This is a genomic window from Butyrivibrio sp. AC2005, from assembly GCF_000424145.1.
Taxonomy (GTDB): domain Bacteria; phylum Bacillota; class Clostridia; order Lachnospirales; family Lachnospiraceae; genus Butyrivibrio.
On record NZ_KE384137.1, the window covers coordinates 332,591 to 347,498 of the forward strand.

A 14,908-nucleotide genomic window follows, 5' to 3' on the forward strand; every position below is an offset into this window, starting at 1 on the left:
AAAAATTCATATAGTGTATAGTATACCAAAAAACTCTACTTTTTTATAGATAGAGCAAATTGTTCTCTGCTAACTGAAGCCATGACATCGCTAATATCCGGTGTCTGCCCCAAAATACCGTAGTCAGGATGAACCGGAATTACTCCAAACTTCATGGATTTTCCACCGAGTCTGTTCTGAACATAGTCCCCAATCTTCATGCATACACTCTGCATTACTGCGTCTCTGAGTCCCCATTCCGTCAGCTTTGCAAGCATCTGGTCTGTTGTAGCAAGGTCCTGAATAATTCTGGCCTGAGATATTGTTCCGCCTGCCAAAACCGTATGAAGAGACAATACCTCTCTTCTTCCATCAGCATTCCAGCTGTGGGTATCCATTATACCGGCAGCAAGTCTAAGCAGCTTGGAGGTACTTCCTACCAAAAGAAAATTCTCCATTCCTACCATAGCAGCCATGTCCAGAGTATCACCGATATAATTCCTGCATCTTATACTGTATGCCATTGAAATATGTACGTGATCCTGAATATATTTATGACTTGCATTCCCGGGAACCGCTATTACATGTCGAATTCCCTGTTCATATTGTTCCTGAATAGTATTTGCTATTTCCGCAAGAACATCATCCTGCGAGGTTCTTGCTACGGACCCGTTACCGCCTGTAATCCTGCAGGTCAGGCCCGGTCTCTCATAGGATACAGCCTTAATCGTAATTTTGATAAGTGGCATAATGTCCGCAAAATGCACCGCATCTGCAACCGATTCAAAAATTACATTCCTTGCATTCTTATCTATGTATGGAAATCCTGCTTTTCCGGCAGGATCACCTGACTTAATCTCCTCAATTCCGACAGTGCCGTCAAGATAAAGATTTATATACTCCGGTTTAATATATATATCATCCGGAATATCAGACAGTCTCCTTACACGCTCTACAATAACATGCAGTTCCGAAATACCTGCGAGTCCATTAATATTGCTACCGGATGTAAGAACGCAATACTCACGCATCGCATGGTTCTCAGGATGGGGTATATACCTGACCGGTACATTTATTATTCTTCCATCATCTGTATGGAATTCTATGGAATCATAACTTATACGAAGGAGCAATGATGAAGCCGCTGCTTTGGCTGCAACTGCGGCGATTGCGCCTCCTGTCAATGAAGAAATATTTGAAAAAACGTTATCAACTTTATGGATCATTGATTTCCCCCTGAAATTGTTTTTTCATACATTCACATTTATAAACATAGTATAACATGTTTTAATGTAAGTCGCTCTATTTAAGGGATATCTTTTATATTAATTCTTAATTAAAAAGCGCGAAATAATCTAAATCCCGTTATATGTTATATTTAATTTCGAGTTATTTTATAATTACTTTATGATTTGTCCATATTCTGTACAAATTTAATTTTTATTATATAGTTAACAGGAGTTAGAACTTCTGACTCCCCCAACAAAACTTTTTTCATACCGGGTTGTCGGGTTCCCCACCTGACAACCCCTCCTCCCAAAATAAATCGCCCACGCAACTGCGTGGGCGTTAATTTTTTAATATCTTGCGATTTGTTTTTCGACCATACGAACGAATTCGGTATTGGTGCGGGTTTTGGAGAACATGTTGATACACTGATCAACTGCTTCGTCAGCCTTCATACCATTGAAGCCCTTACGAAGTGCATTGACTGCAGCAAGCTCATCAGGCTTAAGAAGAAGGTCTTCACGTCTGGTGCTTGACTTCGGAATATTGATTGCAGGGAAGATTCTTTTTTCCTGCATCTTTCTGTCAAGAACCATTTCCATATTACCGGTTCCCTTGAACTCCTCATAGATAACATCATCCATCTTTGAACCTGTCTCTACAAGTGCTGTTGCAAGAATTGTAAGGCTACCACCCTGTCTCATCTTTCTGGCAGCACCAAAAAAGCGCTTAGGCATATGAAGAGCAGCCGGGTCAAGACCTCCGGAAAGTGTTCTTCCTGACGGAGGAACTACGATGTTGTATGCTCTTGTAAGTCTGGTAATTGAGTCGAGAAGAATCATAACATCCTTGTTGTGTTCAACAAGACGCTTTGCTCTCTCGATAACCATCTCTGATACTCTCTTGTGATGTTCCGGCAGTTCATCGAAGGTTGAATAAATAACCTCTGCATTAGGTCCTTCGATGCTTTCCTTAATATCTGTTACTTCCTCAGGACGTTCATCAATAAGAAGAACAATAAGATGAATATCCGGATTATTTCTCTTTACTGAAAGTGCTACATCCTTAAGGAGTGTTGTCTTACCTGCCTTTGGAGGTGAAACGATCATTCCACGCTGTCCCTTACCTATAGGAGAAATGAGATCCATGATTCTCATTGCAATTGTACATCCGGGATGCTCTAAAACAATCTGCTCCTTAGGGAAAATGGGAGTCATTTTTTCGAAGTCCCAACGTCCCATAGCTACCTCAGGTTTATAGGTATTTATTGTATTAAGCTGGAGAAGAGCTCCAAACTTATCATTTTCCTTTTTCTGTCTTGCTATACCTGTGAGGATGTCACCGGTCTTAAGATTATATTTTCTGATCATACCCGGAGCAACATATACGTCGTTCTCACCGGGAAGATAATTTTCACAGCGGATGAATCCGAAACCATCCTGCATAACCTCAAGAATTCCATGAGCATCAACACCGTTAGCGATTTCTGCATCCTCAGGAGAAGTTTCCTTTTTAGGCGCCTGCTCCTGCTTAGGTGTCTGTTCCTGTTCGCTCTGGGCAGGTTTAGCTTCTGCCTTCTTCTGCTCCGGTGCTCTGTGTTCAGAAGGTTGTTCCTTAGAACCTACCTGATTTTTATCAGCCATAATGATTTTTTTACGAACAGTCTTCTTTCCTGCAGGCTTAGCCTTCTCTTCCGAGCCTTTATCCTGCTTTTTATCAGTTTCTTCAGCTTTAGCTGCCTGCTCTGCAGCCTTTGCTCTCTGCTCGGCCTTCTGCTTCTCATCAAGCTCCAAAAGAGCATCGATAAGCTCTGACTTTTTCATCGTTGTAACGCTCTTAATGCCATTCTGCTTAGCGAGGTCACGGAGTGAAGCCAGTGTAAGTGTTTCTAATTTTTCTCTCAAAACTTGTTCCTTTCTTCAAATATTAAACAACAATTATTATAAATAAATAAAAAATTTTTCAAGTGGAAAAAATAATCGATAACTTATAACTTAAGTCTGATTGTCGACAAGCTAATGCTTCCAGATTAAACTACTCTCGACTAATGGTAACAATACATCATTAAAGAAAAAATATCAATAGAAATTTTTTTAAGATTTTATTAAATAAAATAATTGAAAAGGGGAATTAATCATTCCCCTTGCCACTATCAAGCATAATACTGATGGCTTCCTTAGCCACTTCGTAAAGTGTAGCCATCTGTTTAGCGCCCTCATCATCCATTTCTGCAAGCTTATTGTACTGAGAAGTAAAATAATTCTTTGCCTGAATGACTGTGGCACTTGATATAACTCTGCCGTTACTCATGATGGTACCGGTCTCGGAATTATATCTTCCGGTTGTTGTTTTGAATTTCTGAGCATCGCCCATTCCCATGGACTGAGCCAGGGAGTGGATAAGCGCTTCTCTTCCTTTGTTATCCGGCATATTTTCCCCTCATCCGGCGCTACGCGCCACCTTTCTTCGCTCCGCTTCGGTCCGCGCATAACAGAGGTCCCCCGAACCTCTTGCGCCCCCAAAGGGGGAAGGCTATAAAATAATTTCGCTACACTTACCATGTTCAGGAAAATCCTATTATTTTCCATATCAGGAAAGCCTTATTATTTTTCCAAAAACAGGAAGGCTTTAGTATTTTTCCCTAACAGGAAGGTTTTATTTTGCAACAACTTCCTTCAAGGACTCTGCGAGGCCGGCAACACCTGCGATGTTGCTGGGAACGATTATCTTTGTAGCCTGGCCGTTTGCAGCCTTCTCGAAAGCTTCAAGACTCTTAATGGTAAGAACAGATTCGTCAGCACCTGCTTCCTTAAGCATCTGGATACCGTCGGCATTAGCCTTCTGTACGCTTCTGATAGCTTCAGCCTGACCTTCAGCCTCTCTGATCTTTTTCTCCTTCTCAGCTTCAGCCTTAAGGATTGTAGCCTGCTTGTCAGCCTCAGCCTGAAGAATCTTACTCTGCTTTTCACCTTCTGCAACAGTGATAGCTGACTGCTTCTCACCTTCTGCAAAAAGAATCTTTTCTCTCTTTTCACGCTCAGCCTTCATCTGTTTCTCCATGGCATCACGGATCTGCTCCGGAGGATTGATGTTTTTAAGCTCAACACGGGTAATCTTGATACCCCAGGGATCTGTCGCAATGTCAAGTGCATCCTGCATTTGAGCATTGATCTGATCACGGCTTGTAAGTGTTTCATCAAGAGTAAGTGATCCGATTACATTACGAAGTGTTGTTGCTGTAAGGTTCTCAATAGCACCGATAGGATTTCTTACGCCGTAAGCATAAGCCTTGGGATCTGAAATTCTAAAGAATACAATTGAGTCTATCTGCATTGTAACATTATCCTGTGTGATAACGGGCTGAGGCGGGAAGTCACAATACTGCTCCTTTAAGTCAACCTTTCTTGCGATTCTGTCAATAAACGGAACCATGAAGTGAAGACCTACATCCCATGTCTCTTTGTATGCACCGAGGCGCTCAACGATAAATGAATGCGCCTGAGGTACAATCTTAATGTTAAGTGCAATTAGTACAAGAATTAAAACAATGATGATAAAAAATGGCATAACTCTCCTCCTTTTATTTTAAGCTCTTTTTACAATGAGCTTATTCCCCTCAACTTTTTCAATGACTACAGTCTCTCCTGATGATATAACAACATCATCCTCAAGACTTCTGGCATTCCAGGTTGTTCCGTCAAGAATAACATTTCCTGTTTCCTTAATGTTATCTATATCTTTGCTTACATTGACCTTTCGACCGATAAGGGCATCTATATTTGTTTTCACAATCTTGCCACTAAGAAGTTTTAAAGAAACCGGTCTTACAAGCAGCAATGCGATAACAGAAACAATTATGAAAACTACAATCTGTAACGGAAGTGATGCTCCCATAATGCATGAAATGAATGCAGCGAGTGCACCAAGTGCAAACCATATTGTAGTCAGCCCAAGAGTAAGAATTTCACTAACAGCTAGAATAACAGTCAGTATCAGCCAAAATATCATAGGCGACACCCCAAACAAATCATTGTACATGCCAGTCACCTCCAAATTCCCTCATCCGTCAGCTTCGCTGACACCTGTCTTCGCTCCGCTTCGGTCCGCGCATAGCAGAGGTCCCCCGGACCTCTTGCGCCCCCAAAGGGGGAAGGCATAAATATACATATCCATACCTAATGAGAAATATATAATTAACAAATTCTATTAGCTTATCTCATTAACGTAAATCTGAACACGGCTCTGGATAATATCGGCTACCTCTTCTGCTGATTTCTGTCCACTGAAGTAAGCTGCAGCCTCCTCATAAATGATATTGGCAACTTCTTCATTACTGTTTCCAACCTGGTCGATGCTGTTGAGATAGTTAATAACCTCGTTTATTTCATCATCATTCATAGGAGGGATGATAATCTCAGTTTCACCGATATAGTATGTATCGTCGTATTCTACTTCCTTACCATCTTCATCAACATATGTAGGCTTTTTCTTTGCTGCAGCAGCCATTTCATCAATCTTGGTCATACTTACAGGCCATGATCCGTCAATAGTCTTCTGGTATTCATCTGTAAGGAAATATCTCATAAACTCCCAGCAGCCATCCTTAACCTTTGATGTTGAACTCATGGTAAGCTGAAGATTAGGATATAATGCTGCACCGCTTCCGTTGTCTGAAGGGAATCCGACTGTCTGGATTTCTTCACCAAAGGTACCCTTAGCCTCATAGTTGTAATCACTAAATCCGTTTAGATAGAATCTGTCGGCAAGTGCTATACCCTGTCTCCAATATGCTGAAGTGTCGTTGTAGTAATCGTCTTCTTCAAGCTCTGCAGGGAATTCGTTTACAAACTCAAGCAAATGGATAAATGCCTCTGAGTTGTAGCTGCAGGTAAGTGTAGACCAGTCAATATACTGTGATCCTGAAAGGCTGAGAGCCATCTCAAATACTTCATCCCTTGCAAGAGGTCCGAAAATATTCTTATGCTCGATATTCTTATCCTTTACAAGCTTCTCAAGCTCATCAATTGTCCATGTGTAATCATCGCCTGCATCCTTCTTGGCTGCAACAACAGTCTCGACATAGAAGCTGGGAATAAGCTTGTACATCTTACCGTCTGTCTTGAAGGCTTCCATCACATGATCCAAAAACTTTATCTTACTGAGTTCTTCATCATTCTTGAAGTAATCAGACATATCTTCAAAAAGGCCCTTTGAAATGTAACTGTCCACAGGCATATCTGCATCAAGAACAAGAATATCAGGTGCATTACCTGAAACAATATCTGTATTAAGTCTGTTAGCTCCGCCTGAATAATCGCTGTCGGAGTCATATTTTGAATAATCGTTAATTACTATACGATAATTATCATTTGTCTTATTGAACTTAATAATCTGTGATCTTACATCATAGTCTATGTAGTTACATCCAAGAGTAATCTGCTGTTTCTCACTTACAGACTTAGGATCAACCTTTGTAAGATAGGAAAGACCAAATCCCGAATCATCAGAAGGAATAAGTGCAACAAGCTCTGTATCTGAAAGTGCAACAAGGTTGGATAAACCATAAGTATTAATATCGGAATCTACAAAGTTAAGTATCATAGATACATTCTGATCACCCATGTTGTAGGTATAAACACCCTCTGAACCAACAGCAAAAAAATCATGAGAGCCTGCTCCTGAGTAGAAGGTATAATCATAGAAGGGATTTTCAGCACCTTCTACCGTTGAAATTGTACCTGCACCAAGATCAAGCTTATAAAACTCAGCACTTGCAGCATTTATAGCTCCAAAATTCCCATCTCCAAGTGCGTAAACCATCAGTGAAACACCGTAATCACTGTCTTCTATACTGTCAAGATTAATGTCTGATGTTTTAGTACCATCTTCAGCATTGTATTTATGAATACCATTCGTATCAGAGGTGACAATTGTATTGTCATCCGCAAGAAGGAATGAGTTTACATAGAAATATGAATCAGTTGTTGAATCAATTTCATTTCTCCAGATTTCTGCTCCTGTACTATCATGCTTTACCATGTAATACTTATCTGTTTCAGAAACGTCTCCACCAACAATATCTTCAGCAGAAATCTCACTGCCATCAATTGCAACACCATCTGTGTTTTCTGTAGTGGCAGCATCGGCATCTGTTGTCTCTGAAGCAGCCGGTTCTTCTGAAGAATCAGTAGTAGTTTCTGAAGATTCAGTAGTAGCTTCATCAGCATCAGTAGCTTCTGCGTCACCATCTTCACCGGAATACTGATCGATTTCCTCAGTTACCTCTCCGGAATCATCACCACCGATTTCGATAGCATCGCCACCTTCGATGTATCCCATGCCGTCCTCACCGAAAGTGAAATCGCCAAAGCCGCCTGACATTCCGGCAAACTGTGTCTCAACAGTATAAATTGTACCATCACTAGCTAAAGCAATATTGGATACACTGAGATTATCAGTAACGGGAATATCAATTGTAGCTACATTACTTCCATCCTTATCAAAGGTGTACAGAATACTCTTATTGCTTCCGTCATCACTAACAGTATTAAGCAGTGCGTATACCTTATCGCCATACTTTCCAAGAGCGGAAATATTAGACAAGTCTGCAGCATCAGCTGTTAATTTAATAGGTGTCTCCTTAAATACATAAGCAGTCGCATCATGTCCTGCTTCCTCGTCGGAAGTTTCCGTCTTATTCTTTTTGCCACAACCACAGCCAAATATGTTAAGTACCATAACTGCAGCAAGTGAAACACTAAGAATTCTTTTCAGATAAATTCTCTTCATTAATTATCCTCCTTATAAATCAATAAAGCAAACTAAATATCATTAAAAATATTTCCATTTAGCGTTATGATATTTTATGTTTGATTCAAGATCATATTTCCAGTCGACAAACTTTTGAACAAGCATACCGACTGTCCATTTTCTGTGCCTATAGGCCTGTACAACCACAATTGCAACCATTATAAAAATGATAACTGCACAGATTATCTGGATTAAAAATGCAACCGCCAGAATATTCTCATAGGCTCTTGCATTGTTTTCCCAATAGGGATAAATAACAGGCTTTGTCTGCATCCCTCTTACATTGAATTTTGCAATAATATCAAACAGATTTCTGTTATCAAATCTGGCTGTGTTATCTACAACCTCTACCTGTGTCGTATTTAATCCAAGCTTGTCTATAACAAAGTTCTTAGCATAATTCTCTACAGGATTTGGCATAACAACTTCCATGCAAACTATACCCTTTGCCTGTGTATCTACATCAGTTGAACCATTTTCTGACTCATCATCAGATTTGGATGCAACAGTATATTGTCCAAGAGTTCCGTTCGTAGCCAGAACAGAGGCATCAATCTTGCCATAGGTTGCCAGTGATTCAAAGGACATGTATATAGTCGGAAATACCATACCGGATGCCTTTACGTATTTACCGCTGTCCTTCTTAACAACTCCTGCAATATAATGTGGAACACCACCAATAGTAATGCACTCACCGACAATATTCTTTGAACCGAACAGCTGCCATGCAAGATCCTCATCCAGCATGACATAGTCCTTCATAAGAGTATCTCCCGGAATATAATTACCACTTGCAATTCTCATCGGATGGAACTGAAAGTAATCTCCACCAATTCCGATAGCAACAGCTGTAACTGTTTTAAGATCCTTGGTCAGCTCAGCACTTCCTACTGAACTGTAGCAATAATTCCAAACCGCACCTGATCCTTGTGTGCTGGCATCAGCTTCCTGAACACCATCGGCAATAAGTCCCTTGTTGATGTTATATACATACTCGTTAACCTTATCTGTGCCAACACCCTCCTGTTCCGAAAAGAACATGCTTACCTGACCGCAGCGCATATCCTTTGACCATCTCTGACCCATCTGCTGGTCATACTGTCTGCTGACAACCTGTGCTCTGTACAGGTCTATTCCAAATATAGTGAGTATGAGTAAAACTATTATTGCAAAGTATATGATCTGTCTTAATTTCAGATTTTTGAAAAAATTAGTTATATTAGTCGTTATATTACTCATTGATCGTTAGCCAATCTTACCTGATCACCTGCATTAATAGCCATTGTCGATTTGGTGATCACATATTCATCTCCCTCAAGACTTCCGCTTATAGCAGCAGTTGTGTCATCACTACCAAGAACCTCAACACGTACTTCAGAAGCTATATATCTGTTTCCAAGAGGGCTTGACTTTGACTTAACAATCAATATGAACTTACCGTTATTATCCTCTCTTATAGCACCTGCAGGAACCGTAAGGTCATAGGTGTCGGACTTCTGTCCGATCTGCAGGCTTACTGACTGGCCGTTCTGAACCTCTGTACTCTCGATAAGGAAAGTAAGTACCTTCTTGGTGTTAGGATTCTGCTGGTCAGCAGTGATTGATTTAAGTGTTGCCTTGAAGTCTGTGTAATACCAGGCATTCTGAGGCTCAGCAATATCACCGACCTTAAGTCTCTTAGCCTGATCCATTGTTACTGAGAAGCTTGTCTGCATGCCCTTACCATCAATCTGGATAACAGCAACTGCATTCTCTGCATTTGTAGACTCACCGGCTTTGAGTGCAAGCTCTGTCACGGTACCATCAACGGGAGCTTCGATAGTAGCACCAACAGCTTCCTTCTCAAGCTTCTCAACGGTCTCCTTCTGCTCCTGAATATTGTCTCTCTGACCATCAAGCTCGATTTCCTTGGCAATCTCAGTAAGGAGCTCTGTTCTGTCTGTAGTTGCTCTTTCAAGTTCCTGAGCAGTCTTGTTCTTTGTATCCTGAAGTGAAGCAGCCTTTCTCTGGTAATCGTTATCTACCTGACCTGCCTGTGTTGTAATCTGTGATGTATCCTTTGTTCCGTTAGCCTGCTCAAGAAGAAGCTGATTCTTCTCTGCTTCGAGGGCTGCAATTAGTTCTTCGTTTACAGATTTTGATGCTGCAGCATTTGATTTTGCTTTTTCGTATTTCTTTTTTGCTTTTTTAGTTGCTTCCTTTGCACTGTTTAAAATTCCGAGTGCATCAGCCGCTGCTTGGTCTGCGTTATTATATTTTGCTTCAGCAGCATTCGCAGCCTCTTGATATTTTTGCTTATCCTCAGGGCTTGTTGCAGTATCTCTATTTTTTTCAGCTGTTTCTTTTGCAGTCTGATATTCTGTCTTAGCGGTTAGTGCTTCATCATAAGCCTTCTGCTTTTCTTCCTGATATGATACAGCTTTATCATAAGCTTCTTTTTCTGTAGAAGATGCATCATCTGAACTTGAAGAATCTGAACTATCTGCTTTTAATGCCTCAAGCTGCTGATCAATTTCTGTAACTCTGTATGTAATATCAGCATCTCTATACTGGGGAGTTGCCTCGTCATAGTTGTACTGAGCTGCTGTGTATGCCTGGTCCTGTGACTGCTCATCAATTGCAGCCTGAGCATTCTCGTCTGCAAGCTTTGCAGCATCATATCTGTCAGTTGCACTCTTAAGCTTAGCCTGAATCTGATCCATGGTTAAGGTCTGTCCGCCTCTAACACGATTGATGGCTTCGTTAGAAAGATCACCTGAGAAAAGTGATGTCTCATAAGCCTGCATAAGCTCTTCAAGCTTTGTTCTTGCTTCTGTAAGCTCTGTTGACTCTTTATCTTCGAGGTAATAAAGAATATCTCCTTTCTTTACCTGAGCACCTTCAGATACTGCTACGCTCTTTATCACACGTTCCTGAGAAACCTTTACATTGTAGGGATCCTTTGCCTCAACAGTTCCTGTTCCTCTGATAATCGGGGAAATTGTTCCCTCCTGAATCTGCTGGATACTAACCTCCGGCAGTGAATAGTTCATGATTGTGTTTGAAAAGAATGTAAGTAACAAAAGGACTGTCAGAAATGCAATTGCAATATCCTTTATTATGTCCTTACGACTTTTCTTTGGTCTTTGATTCTTTACTTCAGACATACCTAAAATTCCTCTTCCCTTAAAACTTAGATCTTGCCCCCTCATTATTCGGGCAATTGTAATACAACATCTATCCCTTTAAACCGCCCTGGTATGAAATACCCTCAATAAGGTACTCTTCCCCATATAAGAAAATCAGTAGCGGAGGCACCAGATAAATAACTGCGACCGCAAATGCAAGGCTTATCTCTCCTGCATTGATCTTCGACAAAAATACCGAAAGCGGATGAAGTTCATCATTAGTAAGTAGTATCAGTGGCTGCTCAACCATGTTCCAATAATCAATAAACACAAGAATTGCTATTGATATAAGTCCGCTCTTACAAAGCGGGAAACATATCTGTGAGAAAATCTGCCATTCACTGGCACCGTCAATGGATGCAGCTTCCATAACCTCAGTTGGTATTCTTCTTATAAACTTCGTAAGCAGATAAACCGCAAACGGAGAAAAGAATCCCGGAAGCCATATCGCCCACCTGGTATCGAGAATTCCGAGCCAGGATGAAACCATATAATTGGGAACCAGTGTAACCTGATAAGGCATAAGCATCAAAATTATATATATAAAGAAGATTACTTCCCTTACCCTGCCTTTATATCTTGCAAAGCCATAGGATGCCAGCATCGCAACCATAAGCTGTACTACAAGTATCGGAACAACATAAAACATACTGTTCCAGAATTTGACCAGATACTCTGGTGATTTAAACAGCACCGTAATATACTGGCTGAACGATACGATATCAGGTATAAATTTAAGGTTTACCGTCTTAGAGATAAATACCTTACCACCTGTTTCGGTTGTCTGAAATACAGCACCGTAGTTGGCACTTATTTCAGATTTACTCATAAATGAGTTTGTTATAGTAAGGATTGTCGGTAACAGAAACAACGCTGCAAATATGGCGCATATAACTGTTCCGGCCATAATTCCGTACTTATATATTTTCTTTTTTCTTCTTGCCTTCCGAATTGCTTTTTCGTAAAACTGCTGTTCACCGGTAGGCAATCTTAATCCCGCCATATCAGCCTTCTATGTCCTTTCCATACCGGTTTTCCGTAATAAACATAATGAACATAAGCACAATGATTACCAATGCCATCAATATGGCCGAAGCGGAAAGCTTCTGATAATCTACAGATGCAAATGTGTTATTCATAAAGTGCTGCATCATATACAGCGTCTTATAAGGATAATCTCCGGTTAATAGATAAATCTCTCTGAATACCTTAAAGGAATTTATAAGAGACATTATCGTAACAAAAAGCACAGTTGATGAAAGATATCTCATCTTTATTGTCCAGAAAATCTGTGAATCAGTTGCACTCTCAAGTCGCGCAACCTCGATGAGATCCTTTGGAACACTGGACAGTGCCGCCATAAACAGGATCATGTTATAGCCCAGGTTCTTCCATAGGAACAAAACAACAATAACTATCTGCGCTTTATCAGATTTTAGCCAGTCTATTTTGGGGCCGCCAAAATACATGCCCACAACATTAACTATTCCGTTGAAATGAAACAGTACCTGCCAAATAAGTACTATCGATGCTATCGGAACCATCATAGGACTTAGGAAAAAGCTTCTGAACTGGCTCTTAAACGGAATCCCCGATTCCATAACCACTGCCAGAAAAAGCGACAGTGCCACTGCCAGGGGAACAGCTATAACCGAAAACTTAAACGTATTATATGCCGCCTGCCGAAAAGCATTGTTGGTAAATACTCTCTCAAAGTTAAAAAATCCAACGAATTCCTTCTGAATCGGGTTATTTACTATTGAATAAAAAACAACCACGCAAAAAGGAAGGACAAAGAAAGTAAGAACTCCCATGAGACTCGGTAACAAAAAGGCCCAGGATACAGCTGTCTCCCTCATAGCCTTCTTTGTACTTCTCCCCCTCTTAAAGCTCTTTCTCATGCGATTAACGACTGACCCTCTCTCGTTTGTCTGTCCATCCGCATTTCTTCGCAAAAATCTATTAAGTTTCTCAAAACTTCCCGAGGTTTTATCGGAAATTTTCTTTAAATTTTCCATACCAAAAAGTTTACAGTTCCTAATTTAGTTTTTGAAGCTATGAATAGGTGCGGGTATTCTTCCGCCTCTGTTTACAAATTCATCGCAGGAGAACTTATTGACACTCATAATAGGGCCAAATCCAAGAAGTCCTCCGAAATCAACTGTATCGCCTGCTTTCTTTCCGATTACAGGAATAAGTCTTACTGCGGTAGTCTTCTGATTGATCATACCGATTGCCATCTCATCTGCGATAATTCCGGCAATTGTTGTATTCTTCGTATCACCCGGAATAGCAATCATATCAAGACCAACTGAACATACACAGGTCATTGCCTCAAGCTTCTCAAGAGTGAGAGCTCCGGCATTAACCGCATTGATCATTCCCTGATCTTCACTTACAGGAATAAATGCACCTGAAAGACCGCCTACATAAGATGAAGCCATTGCTCCACCCTTCTTCACCTGATCATTTAAAAGAGCAAGAGCTGCGGTTGTTCCGGGCGCTCCGGCATGCTCAACGCCAATCTCGTGAAGAATATCCGCAACACTGTCACCGATAGCAGGTGTAGGTGCAAGTGATAAATCAACGATACCAAAAGGGACGCCAAGTCTTTCGGATGCTTCCTTTGCAACAAGCTGTCCTACTCTCGTAACCTTGAATGCAGTCTTCTTAATGGTTTCGCAGAGAATCTCGAAGTTCTCTCCGCGAACCTTCTCAAGCGCAGTCTTAACAACGCCCGGTCCGCTGACACCAACGTTAATTATTCTGTCAGCCTCTGTCACTCCATGGAAAGCTCCCGCCATAAATGGATTATCATCAGGAGCATTACAGAACACTACAAGCTTTGTGCAGCCTGCACTGTCATTATCCTTTGTAGCTTCTGCGGTTTTCACAATAACATCGCCGAGAAGTCTTACGGCATCCATGTTAATGCCTGTCTTGGTTGAACCGACATTTACTGATGAACATACGACATCTGTCTCAGCAAGTGCCTTCGGAATTGACTCTATAAGAAGTCTGTCCGCAGTTGTCATTCCCTTGCTCACAAGCGCACTGTAACCACCGAGGAAATTAATTCCGACGGCCTTTGCCACCTTATCAAGAGTCTTGGCAATAGTTACAAAGTCATCTGAGGTCTTGCAGGCAGCAGCACCTATAAGAGCTATGGGTGTTACTGAAATTCTCTTATTTACGATCGGAATGCCGAATTCCTTGGCAATATCCTCACCGGTCTGAACAAGATCCTTGGCAGATCCGTATATCTTTTCGTAAATATTTTTATTGAGTGTATCCAAATCTGAGCTTATGCAATCTAAAAGGCTGATGCCCATGGTGATGGTTCTGACATCAAGATTTTCCTTTTCGATCATTTCATTAGTTTCTGATACTTCATTTATGCCTATCATATATCCGTTCCCCTTCGGTAATCAGTTGAAAAATCAAAGTCTGTGCATCGAATCAAAAATCTCTTCTCTCTGGCACTTAATAACAACGCCAATGCTTTCTCCAAGGCTCTCAAGAGAATCAGACATGTCCATGAAGTCAACCTGGCTGCCGGCCATGTCAACTATCATCATCATATTAAAATATCCGGATACAATAGTTTGGGAAATATCAAGAATGTTGATACCGTTATCTGCAAGATATGTGCATACCTTGGCAATGATACCAACTGTGTCCTTACCAACAACAGTAATAATAATCTTATTCATAATATTCTCTCC

General features: G+C 40.8%; 12 protein-coding genes. All 12 read right to left on the reverse strand.

Annotated elements, in window-relative coordinates; genetic code table 11:
- Positions 1-35: 35 nt before the first annotated feature.
- Positions 36-1,205 (reverse strand): cobalt-precorrin-5B (C(1))-methyltransferase, encoded by a 1,170-nt coding sequence (locus tag G602_RS29295; RefSeq protein ID WP_049945329.1) that lies wholly within the window; start codon positions 1,203-1,205, stop codon positions 36-38.
- Positions 1,206-1,556: 351 nt separating this feature from the next.
- Positions 1,557-3,110 (reverse strand): transcription termination factor Rho, encoded by a 1,554-nt coding sequence (gene rho, locus G602_RS0118445; RefSeq protein ID WP_026660290.1) that lies wholly within the window; start codon positions 3,108-3,110, stop codon positions 1,557-1,559.
- Between the two features lie 226 nt (positions 3,111-3,336).
- Complete coding sequence (locus G602_RS0118450; RefSeq protein WP_026660291.1) at positions 3,337-3,636, reverse strand: hypothetical protein; 300 nt, start codon at positions 3,634-3,636, stop codon at positions 3,337-3,339.
- Between the two features lie 225 nt (positions 3,637-3,861).
- Positions 3,862-4,773: an SPFH domain-containing protein gene (locus G602_RS0118455; protein ID WP_026660292.1), complete on the reverse strand. Its 912-nt coding sequence runs from the start codon at positions 4,771-4,773 to the stop codon at positions 3,862-3,864.
- Positions 4,774-4,791: 18 nt separating this feature from the next.
- Positions 4,792-5,244, reverse strand: a complete 453-nt coding sequence (locus tag G602_RS0118460; protein WP_044932734.1) for an NfeD family protein — start codon at positions 5,242-5,244, stop codon at positions 4,792-4,794.
- A gap of 168 nt (positions 5,245-5,412) precedes the next feature.
- On the reverse strand, positions 5,413-7,995 hold the full coding sequence (locus G602_RS0118465; protein WP_026660294.1) for an ABC transporter substrate-binding protein: 2,583 nt from the start codon (positions 7,993-7,995) through the stop codon (positions 5,413-5,415).
- A gap of 42 nt (positions 7,996-8,037) precedes the next feature.
- Positions 8,038-9,255: an ABC transporter permease gene (locus tag G602_RS0118470; RefSeq protein WP_026660295.1), complete on the reverse strand. Its 1,218-nt coding sequence runs from the start codon at positions 9,253-9,255 to the stop codon at positions 8,038-8,040.
- Positions 9,252-11,162, reverse strand: coding sequence for an HlyD family efflux transporter periplasmic adaptor subunit (locus G602_RS0118475; protein ID WP_026660296.1), 1,911 nt, complete (start codon positions 11,160-11,162; stop codon positions 9,252-9,254). The genes G602_RS0118470 and G602_RS0118475 overlap by 4 nt, the downstream gene beginning before the upstream one ends.
- Before the next feature lie 70 nt (positions 11,163-11,232).
- On the reverse strand, positions 11,233-12,186 hold the full coding sequence (locus G602_RS0118480; protein WP_081676074.1) for a carbohydrate ABC transporter permease: 954 nt from the start codon (positions 12,184-12,186) through the stop codon (positions 11,233-11,235).
- 1 nt (position 12,187) lies between these two features.
- Positions 12,188-13,138 (reverse strand): carbohydrate ABC transporter permease, encoded by a 951-nt coding sequence (locus G602_RS0118485; protein ID WP_242835661.1) that lies wholly within the window; start codon positions 13,136-13,138, stop codon positions 12,188-12,190.
- Positions 13,139-13,225: 87 nt separating this feature from the next.
- A complete protein-coding gene (locus tag G602_RS0118490; RefSeq protein WP_026660300.1) occupies positions 13,226-14,590 on the reverse strand; it encodes a PFL family protein in 1,365 nt (454 codons plus the stop codon).
- Between the two features lie 33 nt (positions 14,591-14,623).
- A complete protein-coding gene (locus tag G602_RS0118495) occupies positions 14,624-14,896 on the reverse strand; it encodes an ACT domain-containing protein (protein ID WP_026660301.1) in 273 nt (90 codons plus the stop codon).
- Positions 14,897-14,908: the final 12 nt, after the last annotated feature.